Annotated in this window: 1 protein-coding gene and 1 pseudogene; one reads left to right on the plus strand and one right to left on the minus strand. The window is 57.9% G+C overall.

Going from position 1 to position 1872, the window contains the following annotated elements:
* Positions 1–1179: pseudogene (locus tag AC1DRJ_RS26085) on the minus strand (type IV secretion protein Rhs); the annotation flags it as partial.
* 251 nt (positions 1180–1430) lie between these two features.
* On the opposite strand from AC1DRJ_RS26085, the gene AC1DRJ_RS26090 reads away from it, so the two are divergent.
* Positions 1431–1872, plus strand: a 442-nt coding sequence (locus AC1DRJ_RS26090) for an HAD family hydrolase (protein ID WP_477804691.1), incomplete at its 3' end; no start/stop codon positions are given.

Consider the following 1872-nt stretch of genomic DNA (forward strand, 5'->3'; position numbering starts at 1 on the left):
CACCTGTACCATCGGTGCGGAGCCCGCGCTGATCTGCAGCGGCACCACAGGCGCGGGGTTCAGCGCAGAAGTCCGGGCACTGACGGCGAGAGGTTTGAGCACCCCCGCGTGATTCGTGAGCTCAGGCTGGGTGGCCAGCCGCAAACTCGCGGCAGACAGCCATTTGCGCGCTCGCACCGATTTGATTTTGCTCAGCACCCTGGCGCTGATGCCGGATGTCAGTCCTGCGCTACCGGTGAAACGAGCCAACAGGAATCCAATCAATATCCCCGTGCGAATTTCCGCCACGACCTCGGCGATGTGCTGCGGTGGCATCATCCGGAGCCAACTGGTGAACGCCGCCAGATGGATGAACATCAACGGCTCGTCACTCAACACCAACAACAGATTGGCAATCGAGTCCGACGAGGCCTTCAGCAGCGTTTCAAGTTCGATCTCGGTCAGGTATTCAAGAAGCTTTTCGCTGTTGGCTCGCAGGTCCGTGATCAGCTCGTAAATCTGCTTCACGTCGTCCCACAATCCGTTCAGCGACTTCTCGAAACCGAGCCAGTCAGCCTGTTGCAGCAGGCCGTAGCGCTTGATGAAACCGGCCTCGGAAAACTCGGCCCATGACCGTTCGAATTCGCTCGACCACTCAGTGCGCAGCCAGCCTTCCAGGTCGTCGATGACGCCTTGATACGAGGCGAACAACGCTTTGACATGATCAGTGGAAACATTCGGAAAGAAGGTGATGCGGTACCGCTGGCCGCGTTCGCACTTGGGTATTTCGAGAATGCCGCTGGGGCCGATCTCGTGGTTGATCGGCTCGCCATACGTGCCATCARCGTTCAACGGCTCCAGCATCACTGGCGTATTGCCAATCGGCACGAACCGCGCCGCGTCGAACATGTGCACCAGCGTCATCGGGCCGCTGGTCGGACACGCCGCGACAGTTGAGCTGACAGGTGTCGTGGAATTTTTTGGCGCGACCAGGCGGACTTCGTTGCCGACCTTGAATACCTGCTCGATTTCCAGCGCATTGCCGGTCCAGTAACTCTCCGCCCAGGCGTCGTAGTCGTTGAGGCAGAGCCGAAAGTCTGCAAGCAGCGCTTCGACGTCCGGCCGCTCAGGGTCCATGGCGGCGACCACCAGCAGCCCGATGGTGTTATTCAAGGCCAGAACCTTGTCAGGCTCGAACATTCGCAGTCCCTCGCGCAGATCAAATATGAGCGCGAGACTTTGCTTGGGATCAGCGGGTAAAGAAGTCGGGAAAATAGGCGTTTTATGTAGGGAAAATCGCTAAATGACGACCAGCACTTTTTGTAATGGACAGGTATTGCCCGTTGCCGAACGTCAGCGGTGCTCGTTATGCTGCTGAATCCTTTAATCGATCACGGACCCGGCCGTATTTGAGCCGCCTCTGGGATGTCATAGAAAACGGATCCGATGCGATGAATGCACCGCTCAATCAGTTCGGCCCGATCAAGGCTGTGATTTTCGACATGGACGGCKTGTTGCTGGACACCGAGGGCATTTACACCGAGGTCACGTCCCTGATCGCCGCACGTTACGGTCGGGTTTTTGACTGGAGCATCAAGCAAAACATCATCGGACGTGGTGCTGATGATCTGGCGCGCTATGTGGTCGAGGCGCTCGATCTGCCAATCACCGCCGAAGAGTTCCTGGTGATCCGTGAGCCGCTGATGCGCGAGCGTTTTCCCACAGCGCTGGCGATGCCGGGTGCAGAGGAACTGGTGCGGCACTTGAAGGCCAACCAGATTCCAATTGCAGTGGGCACCAGTTCTTCGCGTCAGTCGTTCGGTCAGAAAACTACGTTGCACCGTGACTGGTTTGCGCTGTTCGACTTCATCGTGACGGCCGATGACCCGGAAG

The organism is Pseudomonas sp. P5_B2 (assembly GCF_056400445.1).